This window comes from Pseudoalteromonas sp. NEC-BIFX-2020_015, from assembly GCF_012952265.1.
Classification (GTDB): domain Bacteria; phylum Pseudomonadota; class Gammaproteobacteria; order Enterobacterales; family Alteromonadaceae; genus Pseudoalteromonas; species Pseudoalteromonas neustonica.
In genome coordinates, this window is sequence record NZ_JABCJL010000048.1 from 1 (window position 1) to 15,414 (window position 15,414).

A 15,414-nucleotide genomic window follows, 5' to 3' on the forward strand; every position below is an offset into this window, starting at 1 on the left:
GAATAAAAGATGGTGGGTCATGATGGATTTGAACCATCGACCAATTGATTAAAAGTCAACTGCTCTACCAACTGAGCTAATGACCCGCTCTGATATGCCTGCTTAACATTTGATGCTGTTAATCACATTGCGTAAATCCGCCGATGATCCATGCTGTTATTCATAATGAATAAAAGATGGTGGGTCATGATGGATTTGAACCATCGACCAATTGATTAAAAGTCAACTGCTCTACCAACTGAGCTAATGACCCGCTCTATTGTTGCAACTTAATACAACCAAACATCAATACGTAAATCCGCCGATAAAAGACCATTCAATTAATAATAAATGAATGGTGGGTCATGATGGATTTGAACCATCGACCAATTGATTAAAAGTCAACTGCTCTACCAACTGAGCTAATGACCCGCTCTTTTTGCCGCAACTTGAGTGGTTGAACCATTCGTTTGCTGCGGGCGCTTATAATACTTATTTAAAAAATGAGTGCAACCGAAATTGTCTCTTTTTTTAAGTTTTAATGCCTAGCTGTCCAATTTTAGACCGCTTATGACAAAAAGCAGTCTAATCATAGCGATTCTACATTTTTGCAAGCCGTTCAGTGGCTAATTTTGCAGCAGTTGTACTGGGGTACTGATTGATTAAATCGTTAAAGGTTTTTAACGCTTGTTCAGCTAATCCTTGCTCTTTTAACAAAGTACCCAGTTTTAACATTGCATCTGGGCGCTTATTTGAGTTTGGAAATTCATTCACGACCACTTTAAAATGTTCAGACGCTTTAACAGGATCATTTTTTATCGTCAGTAATTGCCCTAACCAGTAATGTGCATTCGACGCATAGACTGAACTTGGATAAGTACTTAAAAAAGTTTGAAACTCAGGGATCGCTTGATCATAACGCTTATCCTTCATTATTAACGCCACTGCACGCTCATACGCTTCATTCTCAGACAAATCTGCGCTAATGGCTTGCGATGGCACCTGCTCGGTATAAGTTTCAGCAGTGCTTTGGTTAGGCTGTGCGTATGCCTGACTAACTCGGTTCTCTATTTCTTGATAAAGCTCACGCTGGCGCTGCAATACTTTTTCAAGTTTATAACTTTGCTCTTCGGTTATCCCACGTACTTGACTTACTTCATCTTGAAGTACATTAAGCTGTTGCTGTAACTCAACTTGTAGCAAGTTTCGTGACTGCATCATGTTCTCTAGTGCAGCAAGGCGTTTTTCTATACTCGATTGTGAACTTGCAGCTTCTGAAACAGGAGCGGGAGCAGCCCATAACTGGGTGCTCCCGCTCAAGATCATGGCTGCCAAAATAATTTTCGGCTTCATAATGTCTCTAATCTTAGTAAACTAGTACCGCACGGCGGTTTTTAGCGAAAGCTGATTCAGTGCGTGATTTAACCATTGGTTTTTCTTCACCATAGCTCACTACTGACATTTGGCTAGCTGAAACACCTAAGCTTTGTAAGTACTTTTCTACGGCTTGTCCACGGTTTTCACCTAGTGCAATATTGTACTCTGGCGTGCCACGTTCATCAGCATGACCTTCAATTAATACTTTAACTGATGGATTTTTTACTAAAAACTCAGCATGGGCACGTAATAGCTCGCCGTATTGACCTTCAATCGTCGCTTTGTCAAAATCAAAGTAAATTACTTGCTCTTGACGAAGTGCTTCGTATTTCTCACGAAGTTGCTCTTGCGCTTGTTGCTCAGGAGTCAGTGTTGCCACTTCTACAGTATCAGTATTGTTATTTTGTTCAACTGTCGCTTGATTTGATTGATTTGCTGCACCTTCATCGATATCTGAAGATGAGCTACAAGCTGCTAGCGTCATGACTGGCACAGCAATAAGCAGGCCTTTGAGTATTTTATTAAGTTGCATTGAGTAGATTCCTATTTTGAGTAAACCAGCAAATATTACTGTAAATAAGGCGACCACGCGGGTGCCTTTACTTGTCCGTTTAGCACAGGTAAACGTGCTTTAAAGCGACCGTCCATTGATACGAGCGCAAGTACCTGCTTATTATTATGCAGCGTGCTGTAGATGATCATAGAGCCATTTGGTGCGATGCTCGGTGATTCATCAAGGCGTGTTCGCGTTAAAACTTGAAACGCGCCAGTAGCCAGCTCTTTTTTAGCTAGATGGTATTGCCCATTAGTACGGTTCACCATTACTAATTCTTTGCCATCTGGGGTGATTGAGCCCGCTAGGTTCATATCACCATCGAAGGTCATTCGTTGTGACCTACCTGTTTGTAAATTTAACTTATAAATCTGAGCATTACCACCCCTTTCCGAGGTAAACACAATATCTTGGCCGTTAGGATGCCACGATGGTTCAGTATCTATACTGCGATGACGAGTAAGGCGCGTTTCTTTGCCTGTTGCAAAATCCAGCATATAGACTTCAGTTGCTCCGTTACGGTCTTTAGACAGTACTAAAAGTAATTTTTTCCCATCAGGTGAAAACTGCGGTGCACCATTAATCCCTTTATGGCTAGTAATTAACTCACGTTTTCCCGTGTATAAATCTTGCATATATATTTGGCTTTGGCGGTTTTCAAACGTTACATAGGCAAGCTTTGTTCCATCTGGTGACCACGCTGGTGACATTAATGGTTCTTTAGAACGCAATAATACTTGTTCATTAAAACCATCATAATCAGCCACTACTAACTGATAAGGTTTCGGATCTTCATCACGAACAATTACATACGCTATTTTTGTTAAAAAAGCGCCACGTTCGCCCGTTAGTTTCTCATAAACAACATCACTAATACGATGAGCGTAACGTCTAAACCCAGTTTCAGTAATTATACTTTCGCGCGCTTCTTGAACATGATCTTGATTTTTAATCAATTTACCATTACTCATCATTTGCGTTTCACCGCCAGTAATCTGACCGCGGATCACATCAACTAACTCGTAACTCACTAAATAACGACCATCAGTTTGTTGTGCAACTTCACCAACGAGTACTGCTTCAACACCTTTATTAACCCACGCACTGTAATCAATATCAGATTCTTTACTCGGAAACTGCGGCATATTTTCTGTACTAATCGGTTTAAACTTACCACTGCGCATTAAATCTGCGGCAATTACTTCGCTGAGTTTTTGTGGGATTGGACCAACACCTTGATACTTAAACGGCACAATAGCAATTGGACGAGCACCATCGATTCCTTCTGTAATGACTATTTCAAGTGCCCCATTTGCAACACTCGTAAAGCCCAGAACTAAAATTAAACAAACTGCTTTGAACTTAGTGAACATACCATTCCTTTAAAATTGTGGCTTAATTGTTAAGTTAATATTTTTTAATTGCTCAAAAACATCTTTATCTTTAGATACAGGAAGCGTATCTGCCATACGAATAGCTCTAAGAGCAGCTTCGCAAACCAGTTTATCCCCGCCTAAAGAGCGGACTTGAGTCACAAGACCATTAAAACCTAAACGAATATTCACACGGCATTGCTGGTTTTTCATTTTTTCATCAATTAATAAATTTTGCTGGATACGTGCCATTATTAACGCTTTAAATTTATCAACTTCGGTGCCTACCTGCTGTTGACGTACTTTATTACGAGCAGCTTGTTCTGTTGCCAGCTGCTCTTGCAACATTTGCTCTTGTAACGCTTTTTGGCGGGCCTCTTCGGCAGCTTCAGCACGTTTTTTAGCTGCTAACTCTTCACGTTTACGATCGTCTTCAGCTTTCTTTAATGCATCTTCTTCAGCTTTACGTTTTTCAGCCGCCGCTTGTGCAGCTAATTCCGATGCTTCTTTTTGCTTTTCAGCCTGCTGCGCTTTAGCACGTTCTTTTTGCTCTATCTCACGCGCTTTTTTTGCTTGAGCTTGCGCCTGTGCCGTTTCTTTCTCTTTAGCTCTTCGCTCTTGCTCTAATTTTTTTATACGACGATCTTCAGATTCACGTTGCTTGCGTGCATCGGTTGCTCTGCGCTCAAGATCTTGGATACGTTTATCTTCGGCTCGCTTTTGCTGCTCTTCTTTACGCCTTAGTTCAGCAATTTTTTGTTCAACCATTTTTTGATCAACCGTCACAGCTGCAACAGCGTTTTCGGCTTCTGGCATAGACGTGTTTAACGTTACTTCCATTACTTTGGGACTTGGCGCATGAAAGTTTGCAGTGCCTATGAGTACGCCTATTATTGCAAAGTGCAATAATACTGATTTAATTACTGAAGCACCCATATTAGCCTTTAGTCCCTTCAAATGATTCTGTCATTAAACCAACCGATGGAACGCCTGCGTTCTTTAAAAAATCCATTAATAGTAACACTTCTTGATATGACACTTTGCCTGATCCTTTAATCATCACTGGCGTGTCAGGGTTTTTCATCAGCTGTAATTTGATGACCGCAGCCACATCAAGTGCCTCCATCGGCTCTTCAGGATCAGTGCCAATACTCACGTAATATTTACCTTGGGCATCTATCGAGGCAATGATTGGCGGCGTATCTTTCGTATCAACTAAATCTGATTCTTCCATTTTAGGAAGATCAACTTTAACGCCGTGTGTAATCAAAGGTGCTGTTGCCATAAAGATGATCAACAACACTAACATAACATCAATGTATGGAACCACGTTTATCTCTGCAACAGGACGACGCTTTTTACGTTGGTACATTCGCTTTTGCCTCTATTTGTGTAGCTGCTTGACGGTGTAAAATATTCGCAAACTCTTCCATAAAATTAATGTAATTAGATTCAAGCTTTTCAACTTTATTTGCAAAACGGTTATAAGCGATAACGGCAGGGATTGCTGCAAATAAACCCATAGCAGTTGCAATCAATGCTTCTGCAATACCAGGAGCAACCATCTGTAACGTAGCTTGTTTAACTTCACCCAATGCAATAAAGGCATTCATTATTCCCCAGACAGTTCCAAATAAGCCGATATACGGGCTGATAGAACCGACAGTTGCTAAAAATGATAAGCTTGATTCAAGTTTTTCTATTTCTCGTGATAAAGCAACGCGCATAGAACGATGTGTGCCTTCCATAACAATGCTTGCACTTTCGAATGTGGTTTTTTTATGGCGTGCAAACTCTTTAAAACCAGCAATAAATAATGCCTCTACGCCTGTAGAGTTACCACTGCGTGATGTGATTTCATTATAGAGCTTACTTAAATCTATACCTGACCAAAATTTTTGTTCAAAGCGCTTAGCATTTGATAGCGCATCTGAAATAGCTTTTTTGCGCTGGAAAATAACAGCCCACGACATAACTGACATAGCCACTAATGCCAACATAACCAATTGCACAAGAAAACTTGCTTCTAGAATTAAATCTAAAAAATTAAGTCCTGATCCCACTTTAAACTCCTACTTAAGGTTTCTTGTATAAATAAACATTTTATTATACGCCAGTGTATGACCAAAAACATGGCCAAAAGTTGCAACTAGTGTATCCATTCAATTCGGTACTGACAACGCTATTGCTGTGAATTAGCAACAAAAAACGTTAAAAGACAAACTGATTGTTTTTACCTCAAATGAATCAAATATTCTATTAAATTAAAAGTAAGTACATAATGATATATATTGCTGCGTATTTATTATAAAAAACATCATAAAACACACGTTTTATTCACTATAAAAGAATAACCACCCAAAACCAATTTAAAAACATGAAGCAGGATAGTTAAACTAATGTAAAGTTAATTCAAATTAAAATTAAAAAACATTTAATTCATACACTTAAAAAATAAACAACACTAGTATCGACCATTTTTCATGCAAAAACAAAAATCAATCATTAGTTTTATTAATCTGAAAATTAAATTTTTCTAGTTTGAACAAAAATAATAAAGTCGCTATTATTCTCCCATACCGAGCTAGCGCTGCAATGAATATTTCATTACACCCAGTTCTTTGCAATATGATTCTGATTTTTCGTATTGCTCAGTTTAAAGTCATTTTGATAAAACTTGATGAATTTAAACTACTCCCTGGATTACTTCCTTCAACTTGTTGTTTGCCCGCATTTTTTGCGGGCTTTTTTTTGCCCGCAATAAAATTACTCTTAATACCTAATCATTCTAGGGCGTGTTGACCTTTCGTGATTGATTTTGCAGCAGTCTGTTTGGTATTTAGGCAAGGCAGCGCCTATGCAGTGTGGTTGTTCCCCATAAATAGGCGATAACGCAGTATAAATGCCAAACATGCGCTGCCCAAAGGGTTCTTCCTAGGGGCGATTGACTCTTTGTTACCTACACGGATGTAGGTAAGGGGCGTGAGCAGGACGCGGAAGCTTTGCTCGGTTTTTACTTAGCCCGCTAGGTTAAAAACCTCGCGCCGCGATTAAATCGCCCCTAGATTGAACAAATTTCAATCCATAAAGGTAAACACGCCCTAGTAACTAAATTTTAATGCACTGAATATAAGTACTTGTTTGAATTATATGGATATTAAAGTATTCCACAGCAAATATTAGCACTTCTCAGAGGGTATACAATATAGCTGGCAAACTTAACTGTAAGTGAACTTATTATTAGGAATTAAACAAATACTATGCCTGCTTCAAATCAGAGCACAGTATTTATTACTTTATATAAGATGGGATTACGGGTAGGAATATGGTGTATCTTCAGGCATGCTCAAGATACGAAGGCTGACCAAGATTACTCTTTTTTAGGCTGTAAGCCAAAATGGTGATATGCATTATCTGACACAATGCGCCCTCTTGGGGTTCGTTGTATAAAACCTTGTTGAATTAAGTAAGGCTCTATTACATCTTCAATGGTTTCTCTTTCTTCGCCAATGGCTGCGGCTAAATTATCCAGACCAACTGGCCCGCCCATAAACTTCTCAATAATCGCGAGTAAATATTTACGGTCCATATAATCAAAGCCGCTTTTATCTACGTCAATCATATTAAGCGCAAGCTCTGCAACCTCGGCATTAACTGTACCGTCTGATTTAACTTGCGTGTAATCACGCACTCGGCGTAACAGACGATTAGCAATTCGCGGAGTACCCCGTGAACGTTTAGCGATTTCGATTGCACCATCATCGCACATTTCTAAATTTAAATAATGCGCAGAGCGCCCCACAATCGTCGACAAGTCAGCCACTGAATAAAACTCTAAACGCTGTACTATACCAAAACGATCTCTCAGCGGTGATGTTAACGATCCCGCACGAGTTGTAGCGCCTATCAAAGTAAATGCAGGTAAATCAAGCTTTATTGAGCGAGCAGCTGGGCCTTCACCTATCATTAAATCTAACTGGTAATCTTCCATCGCTGGATAGAGGATCTCTTCAACTTGTGGACTGAGGCGATGAATTTCGTCAATAAACAGAACATCACCATCTTCAAGGTTTGTAAGCAATGCCGCTAAATCGCCAGCTTTTTCAAGCACAGGCCCTGAGGTTGTTTTAATACTTACACCTAGCTCGTTGGCAACAATATTGGCTAATGTTGTTTTACCTAACCCCGGCGGGCCAAATATTAATAAATGATCAAGGGCTTCATCTCGGCTTCGTGCAGCTTCAATAAAAATTTCCATTTGCTGCTTAACATGTGGCTGACCTGTGTAGTCGGCTAAAAGTTTTGGTCTAATTGCACGATCAACAACATCTTCATTACTTTGTTCGGTGGCATCTATTAAGCGATCCGCTTCAATCATGGTTTACTCACAACATTGATTTAAGAGACTCTTTGATCAGAACCTCTGTAGACATATCTGGCTTGCTAATCGCTTTAACCGTTTTTTGTGCTTGCGCCAACTTATAGCCCAATGAAACGAGTGCAGAAATTGCATCATCAGCCGCATTATTCGCAATTAAAGCATCTGATGCGGGCTGTATTACTGCATTATCACTAAATGGCGTGAATAAGTCATTACCCCAATCTTTTAAGCGGTCTTTCATTTCAAGTACAAGGCGTTCTGCGGTTTTTTTGCCAACACCCGGTAATTTCACTAAGCTAGTTGCGTCTTCATTGTTCACACAGGTTACAAATTGCTTAGCCGACATTCCTGATAAAATAGCTAAGCCTAATTTTGGTCCAACCCCATTTGCTTTAAGTAATTCACGAAATAAAGCGCGTTCAGTTTTGTTATTAAAACCAAATAATAGCTGCGCATCTTCTCTCACCACAAAATGAGTGTAAACAATTGCCGTTTCACCAATATTGGGTAAATCATAAAAACACGTCATTGGCATGTTTACCTCGTAACCTACTCCAGAGACTTCAAGTAAGATCTCAGGTGGTTGCTTCTCTACCAATATACCGTTTAATCGACCTATCATTATTATTTCCTTAGCCTTCCTCTAACGGTTTTACTGGCACTGCCCGCTAGCTTTATTAAGTTTTGATTAGAATGTGCATGACAAATAGCAATTGCCAGTGCATCCGCTGCATCGGCTTGCGGCGTACCTGGCAGCTTTAAAATATTTTTTACCATCTGTTGTACTTGTGATTTATCTGCACCACCATGGCCAACAACAGCTTGTTTAATTTGCCTTGCTGAATATTCAAATACGGGTAATTCAGCCACAGCAGCTCCGACAATAGCCGCTCCTCGGGCCTGCCCTAGTTTAAGTGCTGAATCAGGGTTATGCGCCATAAATACTTTTTCAATCGCAAACTGTTCTGGCGAAAATTGCGCTATTAATTGGCTAATACCTTGAAAGATCATTTTTAAGCGAATAGGAAATTCGTGATCCGCCAGTTTTATACATCCACTGCCTAAATAGGTAAATTTTGCACCTTGATGAGCAATGACCCCATAGCCCGTCAACCGCGAACCTGGATCAATCCCTAAAATAATAGCCAAGCTCTTGCCCAATAAATATAACTTACTAATAAAGTAATAATGCCAGAGCACTGTATAAATTACCAGTGTATTGTGAATGCAAAAACCCGCAATTGCGGGTTTTTGTGTTAATACTATAAAATGAGTCGCAATATTAACCGAGCGAGCGCAGTAAACCTTGGGTATTTTTACGCATTGTTCGAGCAATCATAAAGTAGCCTAAAACAGCCACAAATGTGCCCCCCACTAAAGGACCGATGATCCAAATATGCGGGTGTAATTTACCGGCTAAATCAAACATTTCTCGTTGCACAATAAATAACGCGACATCACTCACTAGAGCCGCAACAAAGCCAGCCGCACTGCCGAGTAATAAAAACTCGTATAATGTCGCATTTTTTATTAATCGGCCTTTTGCACCTAGGGTGCGTAAAATCACTATTTCTTGCATTCGCTCCCCTAAGCTTGCTTGCACTTGCGAAATTAAAACTAGCGCCCCACAAAGCACCACAATGGCAAGTACAAAGCCAATTGCCAATGATACTTGCGAAATAGTCGATTGAATTTGTTTAACAAAACTATCAACATCAATAGCATTAACCGTTGGGTAAGTACGTAACAATTCACTAAAGTCACGTTTTTGATCCGTCTCTATACGAACTGAAGAAATATATGTAGCAGGAAAATCAGCCAATACATCCGGACTCAAAATGATAAAAAAGTTTGGCTTTAAGGTGGCCCAATTTACTTTACGAACACTCGTTATTTTTGCATCAAACGATTGTGCGCCAATTAAAAACGTTAATGTATCACCGAGTTTTACGTCTAAGCGCGCCAGCATTGATTCTTCAATTGATGCTTCACCCGTCGCATTTTCAGAAAACCACTCGCCATCGATGATCTCATTTTGCGCTGGTGATTGTGTTAACCAGGTTAAATTAAGCTCTCGCCCGATGCCAGAGCGCGCTTCTTCATCTTTTTTCTCATTATCTTGCAATGATACTTCACGCGCTACAAGTTCACCATTTACCGCATTAACACGCCCGCGAATAGTTGGGTAAAACTCTGACACTTGAATTTTCTTTTGCGCTAAATAGTCAGTTATTACGGGTAATTCAGACTCCGTAATATTAACTAAAAATGCATTAGGTGCGTCATTCGGTAATTGTGACTGCCAATCAGCAATCATGTCGTTTTTAAGTACCACCAAAAATAAAAGTAATTTAATCGCTAATGCAAAGCTAATAAGTTGCACTGAATTTGCATTTGCGCGCTTTTGAATTGATGCAATCGCCAACGACCAACTATTGCCTGGGCGTAAACCTAATTTGCGTCCGCCCCCAAAGATGATCCGTGAGACCAAAAACAACAAACCAATAAGCACCAATGTTGAAACAAACAAAATTGCAGTAATTTTTAAGTTATTACTAAATAACCACATTAATAAAAACACAGTCATTGCAGACATGGCTAAATGTACTTTACTAACAAGTAATCTATCCCCTAAATTACGACGCAACACTCGCAGCGGCGGTATATCAAATAAGTCTAACAACGGCTTAATTGAGAACATCACAGCACAAATCACGCCTGTACTAATTGCCGTTATCCAAGGTTTAATACCCGCAGCAGGTAATGTATTATTCATAGATTTAGCTAAATAGTTCGCTGCAATATCTTGTAAACCAAAGCCTATGAGCAAGCCAATAAGCACAGATAAAGCGCACACCATTGATAAATGCAATAAGTAAATTTTGCGGATCATGTCGCGGCTACCGCCAAGGGTCTTCATCATCGCGACGGGATCGTATTGACGCTCACAATAACGCTTAGCAGAAACTGCAATAGCCACAGCAGCTAAAATAATGCCTAATAAACCTGCTAACAATAAAAAGCTTTCAGCACGGTTTAAGCTATTAGCGATAGGAGATTGACGGTCTTTTACACCATACCATTGCTGATTTTCTTTTATTTGTGGCTTAAGCCAAGCATAAAAGGCATTAATATCAGACTCTTCACCAGCGTATAATTGACGATAGAACACTCGGCTTCCAGGCTGCACAACTTGCGTTTTTTCAATGTCGGCGCTATTTAACAAAACACGGCGACTGCTTGAAAAAATATTAAAAGGTGCATCAGGCTCTTCCACTAATACTTTTTCAATTGTAAATTGCGCTGCGCCGAGTTCAACCGTGTCGCCCACTTTTACATTTAACGCGTAAAAAACAGATTCACTAAACCACACATTGCCCGCACTTGGCCCTTGATTTACAATTTCAACCTGTGCATCTAAACGAGCCTTAATTTTTAACTCACCTTTGAGCGGGTATCCAGGCGATACAGCTTTAACAGAGCTTAATTGCATTTCATCATTAGCAAACAACATGGTATCAAAATAAGTTAACTTGGCTGTTTTTAAATTCTGCGAATGTGCTTTTTCTAAATACGATTGTGGTAAAGCGTGACTGCTGGCAAGTACTCTATCCGCTGCGATAAATGCACTGCTTTTTTGCGCAATACTTTGGCCTATTCTGTCTGTAACCATAGATAAAGTAAGTACAGTCAAAACGGCTAATGCAATGGCAGCACAAATAACCGTGAGTTCACCACGGCGAAATTCACGAAAAAATAGTTTTAATGCTAATTTAGCCCACATCAGCAAGAACCTCGCTGGTATCTTTTACCAGTTTACCCGCCTCAATTTGCAAAACATACTGGCATTTCGCAGCAAGTGCCTCATCGTGAGTCACCAGTATTAGCGTTGTGCCATGTTGTTCATTAAGCTCAAAAAGTAAAGACTCAATCAATTTACCATTTTTACTGTCTAGGTTTGCTGAAGGCTCATCGGCAAATAATATTTTAGGCGTACCAATAAACGCACGGGCAATGGCTACACGCTGCTGCTCTCCGCCTGATAGTTGTGATGGGTAATGTTCTATGCGATGGCTTAACCCTACTTTTTCAAGTAAATCTAACGCTTGTTGTTTTGCATTAGCGCTGCCCGCTAACTCCGCAGGAAGCATTACATTTTCAAGGGCAGTTAAACTTTGTACAAGCATAAAAGACTGAAATACAAACCCAACTTTTTGTGCTCGCAGCGCTGCTCTTGCCTCCTCATCAAGTGTATGCAAAGCATCACCATCAAGAATTATTTCACCCTGTGTTGATTGATCAAGTCCAGCTAATAAACTAAGTAAGGTCGATTTACCTGACCCTGACGTGCCAACTACAGCAACTGAGTCACCAGACTTGACATTAAAGCTGATGTCGCTGAGGATGGGCAACTCACCTTCAAGGGTATTTACCGTTTTAGACAGTCCATTAACTTGAATAATATTTACTTGAGATAGCGCTGACATATGATGCATTCAATCCTACGTTTAATATTTGTTTTTCTAATTGTAATCAAACCACTTACAGCTGCAGCTGACAACACAATTTTAATTTTAGGTGACAGTTTAAGCGCCGCTTATGGTCTAAAACAAGAGCAAGGCTGGGTTAAATTGTTACAAGATAAGTACGACAAAGAGCAACTAAACATCCAACTTATCAATGCCAGTATCAGTGGTGAAACCACTGGCGGTGCACTAAGACGTTTAGACTCATTGTTAAATGAATTTCAGCCAAGTCACGTACTTATTGAACTTGGCGGTAACGACGGCTTACGTGGTTTTCCAATAAAAAGGCTTGAGCAAAACCTCACCCAATTGGTAAACCTAAGCAAACAAGCTGACGCCAATATAGCTATTATGGAAATACACATTCCACCTAATTACGGCCCACGTTATACCAGTCAGTTTACAGGTAGTTTTGAAAAAGTCGCCACCGCAACTGACAGCCACTTAATGGACTTTTTTGTACTCAATGTTGCAGGCGATCCAACGCTGATGCAAAACGACAATATACACCCTAACAAAACTGCACAACCTATATTACGTGACATTATGTATAAATCGATCAAAATGTGGCTAGAAAAGTAACCTTTTGCCACTATACAGTTATTAACTAAGTTCAATAAATGTTCAAACAAACAAAAGGTTATTGATTTTTTATAAAATATGGGTATATTGCATGGAAAGTCGGTATGTGGCGCAGCTTGGTAGCGCACTGTCATGGGGTGGCAGGGGTCGAGAGTTCGAATCTCTCCATACCGACCAATTAATTCCTTTCAAATATACCTCTAAATTTAATACCTACATAATCTTCAAGCGAATCAGTAAAAAGTAATTTTTTATATATATCACGTCAACTTTTTAAAGCATTGAATCTTCTCTATTGTTTATTTTGCTATGAATTTAAGTTGCTGGGCTATTTTAAACTAGGTAAAACATTTCAACTGAGGTGTATCCGAATGAAAATAAGAAAATTCTGGTTCAAGCCATCAGTAAACGTTAATTGATAACATAAGGCTCTAGGTGTAGAATTAAAAGTAGATGATTGATATGAGGTGATTATGATGAGTAAAGATAAGAAAAAAATCACAAAAAATATGATTTTAAGGTCTGTTGCTAGTTCTACAGCTATCGAAACTGGCGCAACAGTAAAAACAATAGAAAAAAGGTTAAAAGCAAATAAACTTAAATATGAGTCTCTTTCACTCGCTATTTAATTATATCTCTCACGAGCCTTTCAATGTGTTGGTAATCTCTGCTTACACCCGCTTGAATTGACTTAATGTAAAAATCTTTATGCTCATCCCACAAGCTATAATCAAGCGTTCCTTTGCCAGTTTTACTACATAAAAGCCGCATGATCCACAAACGCTAAAGCCATAAAAGCAAAAACCCGCTAAAAAGTGGGTTTTGTTTTATAGCATTAGTTTAGAAGTATACAGCGACTTGATTTCTTTCGCTTGATATTCCATCTCTGGAAAAAGAGTTGATTCACTTATACCTGAATATAAAAGCTCCTTAAGTAACTTCTTTTTATCTTCCTTTGATATTTTAATTTTTATCAATGTATCTCCCGTGTACATACTATCTTCCATTTCACCCACCGGAATAAACTCTTTCCCCTCAATAAACATGCCACCATGGAAAGTAAAATAACCATGCTGCTGCCTGATTCTAGGATTAAGGTGGGGTGCTTTAAATGGAACAATATTTGAAAAATTCCGTTTTAATTCAGTTTCATATGTATGAATAAACTCTCCATTTTCGTATTTATCACTATTCATTGGGTTTATCATTTTTAATGAGTTAAAAACAGAATGTTTTCCAGCCATCAAATGGCGCTTAAATTTATCATCTTTTAATTCCTGAAGTGATATGTCATTTAATTGGCAATTTCCACCATGTAAATAGTCTAAACGATATATGATGCGATCATAAAATTCATTTCGAGTTTTATCCAGAACCTGCATCTCAAGAAATTCAGTAAATTTATAGTTCCTTTCCATAATTGTAGGATCATAAATAAATAGCGCACCATCTTTCTCATCATCATTCATACAACAGAAATAAAGACTAACTAATAAATTACTCGACCAATCAAGTAGCCGTGTAGGAAGCCCATAATGCTGCATTAATGTTAGCCATTCATATGTAGTTTTATGGCTGCTAGATTGATCTGGATAACGCCTTTTAAACTCTTCAAACATTAATTGTTCATTAAAAGACACGCCAAACGCTGGGCCTTGCCTAAAAATGCCGGGGACTAATTTGTGTTCATAATTTGGCTGACCGCGAAACCAAATCGATTGAAACTCCGCTGCTACATCATTCAAGCTAGCTGTAATAGCACTCAATGTTCCATCTACTTCGATTTCTTTCATTAAAATTCACTCCTAATAGTTTTATTGCCATTGCGGTGCCGGTTAGCAACATTTTGAAAAGAAAACGTTATCTTCTGGGTCTGGCGTTGTAAATATTTTTTCATATAGTTTAACTAAAAGGATAGCCTCAACATCATCCATCTCTGCTGCATCAACAATCGCTAACTTGTTCGCTAAAACTAGTTTTTCAGATCCTAGTTGATATTGCGCTTCAATAGAATCAGTCTCGTATTTAGTCATTTAATTACGCCTGAAAATGATTAGTGTAAAAGTGCTTAACAACCAATGCAAGTAACCTTGGTGTAATAACTTTACCAATTTATGTGATTGTTTAATAATTTAAAACCAATTTTAATAGAGGCATCATGAGCAGTAGCCTCTCTTTAAACATTGGGGCTTCGCCCCTGTCCCCCGCTATGTCGAAGCCGAAAATCGGCTTACACATAGCGGGGGACAACACATTCGTACTCTTATACGCAGGTTTTATTTGCAGATTGAAAAATATTTCTAAAGTGGTAATCTTATTGCTACTGAAGCTCTAACGAGCCAGAAAAAAAACAGGCGCTATTCTGCTGCCTTCAACACGTAGTAACGAGATAAAAACTATCTTTTTGAGGTAGTAACCAACCCAAAAACGGCGCACTCCAGCTGCTGACAACACGTAGAAATGAGGTTAATCAGACAAATAGACAAATAAGACAGCCACTTTAATTTAACAAACACTGCTGCTCCTTTAAATTTACTTTTTAGGCTAATAATTTATCTTTTATTTCTAGGTTGCTTTCATTCCATCCATTAAATGAGTTAATAGTACTCTTAAGCCTAAATTACGCGCATGAAAATGACTGCA

At 39.0% G+C, this 15,414-nt stretch carries 15 protein-coding genes and 4 tRNA genes; 3 read left to right on the forward strand and 16 right to left on the reverse strand.

The features are described from left to right. Positions 1–10: 10 nt before the first annotated feature. From HH219_RS21025 to HH219_RS21090, 14 genes are all read right to left on the reverse strand, one after another. Positions 11–86, reverse strand: a tRNA-Lys gene (locus tag HH219_RS21025). A 91-nt stretch (positions 87–177) separates the two neighbouring features. Beyond that, positions 178–253 (reverse strand) — tRNA-Lys (locus HH219_RS21030). Positions 254–335: 82 nt separating this feature from the next. Further along, a tRNA-Lys gene (locus HH219_RS21035) sits at positions 336–411 on the reverse strand. Positions 412–579: 168 nt separating this feature from the next. Beyond that, positions 580–1,332, reverse strand: coding sequence for a tol-pal system protein YbgF (gene ybgF, locus HH219_RS21040; RefSeq protein ID WP_054204781.1), 753 nt, complete (start codon positions 1,330–1,332; stop codon positions 580–582). A 13-nt stretch (positions 1,333–1,345) separates the two neighbouring features. Beyond that, positions 1,346–1,888 (reverse strand): peptidoglycan-associated lipoprotein Pal, encoded by a 543-nt coding sequence (gene pal, locus HH219_RS21045; protein ID WP_169328534.1) that lies wholly within the window; start codon positions 1,886–1,888, stop codon positions 1,346–1,348. Between the two features lie 35 nt (positions 1,889–1,923). Continuing rightward, complete coding sequence (gene tolB, locus HH219_RS21050; protein WP_054204783.1) at positions 1,924–3,282, reverse strand: Tol-Pal system beta propeller repeat protein TolB; 1,359 nt, start codon at positions 3,280–3,282, stop codon at positions 1,924–1,926. 9 nt (positions 3,283–3,291) lie between these two features. Next, entirely contained in the window at positions 3,292–4,218 is a 927-nt protein-coding gene (tolA, locus tag HH219_RS21055) for a cell envelope integrity protein TolA (protein WP_054204784.1), read from the reverse strand. A 1-nt stretch (position 4,219) separates the two neighbouring features. Next, a complete protein-coding gene (gene tolR, locus HH219_RS21060; RefSeq protein WP_054204785.1) occupies positions 4,220–4,654 on the reverse strand; it encodes a protein TolR in 435 nt (144 codons plus the stop codon). Beyond that, the gene (gene tolQ, locus HH219_RS21065) at positions 4,641–5,345 is read right to left on the reverse strand and encodes a protein TolQ (RefSeq protein ID WP_054204786.1); all 705 of its coding nucleotides are present in this window, start codon (positions 5,343–5,345) and stop codon (positions 4,641–4,643) included. Before tolQ ends, tolR begins: the two co-directional genes overlap by 14 nt. A 1,307-nt stretch (positions 5,346–6,652) precedes the next feature. Continuing rightward, a complete protein-coding gene (gene ruvB / locus HH219_RS21070; RefSeq protein ID WP_169328535.1) occupies positions 6,653–7,660 on the reverse strand; it encodes a Holliday junction branch migration DNA helicase RuvB in 1,008 nt (335 codons plus the stop codon). A gap of 7 nt (positions 7,661–7,667) precedes the next feature. Continuing rightward, a complete protein-coding gene (gene ruvA, locus HH219_RS21075; protein ID WP_054204788.1) occupies positions 7,668–8,285 on the reverse strand; it encodes a Holliday junction branch migration protein RuvA in 618 nt (205 codons plus the stop codon). A 2-nt stretch (positions 8,286–8,287) separates the two neighbouring features. After that, positions 8,288–8,812 carry a crossover junction endodeoxyribonuclease RuvC gene (gene ruvC / locus HH219_RS21080; RefSeq protein WP_054204806.1) on the reverse strand — a complete coding sequence of 175 codons (525 nt, stop codon included), beginning with the start codon at positions 8,810–8,812 and terminating at the stop codon, positions 8,288–8,290. A 133-nt stretch (positions 8,813–8,945) separates the two neighbouring features. Beyond that, positions 8,946–11,447, reverse strand: coding sequence for an FtsX-like permease family protein (locus HH219_RS21085; RefSeq protein ID WP_169328536.1), 2,502 nt, complete (start codon positions 11,445–11,447; stop codon positions 8,946–8,948). Further along, positions 11,437–12,150, reverse strand: a complete 714-nt coding sequence (locus tag HH219_RS21090; protein WP_054204790.1) for an ABC transporter ATP-binding protein — start codon at positions 12,148–12,150, stop codon at positions 11,437–11,439. Before HH219_RS21090 ends, HH219_RS21085 begins: the two co-directional genes overlap by 11 nt. Between HH219_RS21090 and HH219_RS21095 the strand changes: the two genes are divergently transcribed. From HH219_RS21095 to HH219_RS21105, 3 genes are all read left to right on the forward strand, one after another. After that, on the forward strand, positions 12,151–12,771 hold the full coding sequence (locus HH219_RS21095; RefSeq protein WP_054204791.1) for an arylesterase: 621 nt from the start codon (positions 12,151–12,153) through the stop codon (positions 12,769–12,771). Between the two features lie 100 nt (positions 12,772–12,871). Further along, positions 12,872–12,948, forward strand: a tRNA-Pro gene (locus HH219_RS21100). 296 nt (positions 12,949–13,244) lie between these two features. Next, on the forward strand, positions 13,245–13,400 hold the full coding sequence (locus tag HH219_RS21105) for a hypothetical protein (protein WP_157601482.1): 156 nt from the start codon (positions 13,245–13,247) through the stop codon (positions 13,398–13,400). A 198-nt stretch (positions 13,401–13,598) separates the two neighbouring features. Here HH219_RS21105 and HH219_RS21115 read toward each other — a convergent pair whose 3' ends face one another. Together HH219_RS21115 and HH219_RS21120 are read right to left on the reverse strand one after the other, a co-directional pair. After that, positions 13,599–14,564, reverse strand: coding sequence for an FRG domain-containing protein (locus HH219_RS21115; protein WP_169328537.1), 966 nt, complete (start codon positions 14,562–14,564; stop codon positions 13,599–13,601). A gap of 42 nt (positions 14,565–14,606) precedes the next feature. Beyond that, positions 14,607–14,804: a hypothetical protein gene (locus HH219_RS21120; protein WP_169328538.1), complete on the reverse strand. Its 198-nt coding sequence runs from the start codon at positions 14,802–14,804 to the stop codon at positions 14,607–14,609. Positions 14,805–15,414: the final 610 nt, after the last annotated feature.